We start from the raw sequence: 400 nt of genomic DNA, 5'->3' as shown, positions 1-400 counted from the left end.
CCGCTTTGCTGGCGAAGAAACTGGTGAGGTTGCCGGCGAGGGTGCCAGGGGACCACAAATAGTGGGCTTCGGAGAGCAGACGCACGCCGGACAGGTCCAGCTCGCCGTCTCCGGCCAAGGCTGCACGCCAACGGCGCGGCATGTCGGAAATCGCTTCGGAGGCACCGGTCAACGCACCATGCAGCGCGTACTTGGCGCCGCCGTGGATGATCCCCTGGGATTTCACACTCTGCCCGCCGCCGAGGCTGGCGCTTTCCACCAGTACGGTCGAGAAACCCTGACGACGCAGGCGTGCGTTCAGCCAGAGGCCGGCGACACCAGCGCCGACAATCAGCACGTCGGTAGAAATAACGGATGGCATGCAGCGACCTCGGAGTTCAGGACTAGAGGCGCAGTATAC

1 protein-coding gene is annotated in these 400 nt (G+C 64.2%); it reads right to left on the bottom strand.

What is annotated here, in order from left to right:
* The coding region (locus AC1DKR_RS21325) for an FAD-dependent oxidoreductase (RefSeq protein WP_478035179.1) at nt 1-337 on the bottom strand (337 nt) is incomplete at its 3' end.
* Between the last annotated feature and the right edge of the window lie 63 nt (nt 338-400).

It is taken from the genome of Stenotrophomonas sp. 01N47 (genome assembly GCF_056399165.1).
Note: the sequence above shows the minus strand (reverse complement) of the source record. Positions and strands in the feature narration are given on the sequence as shown.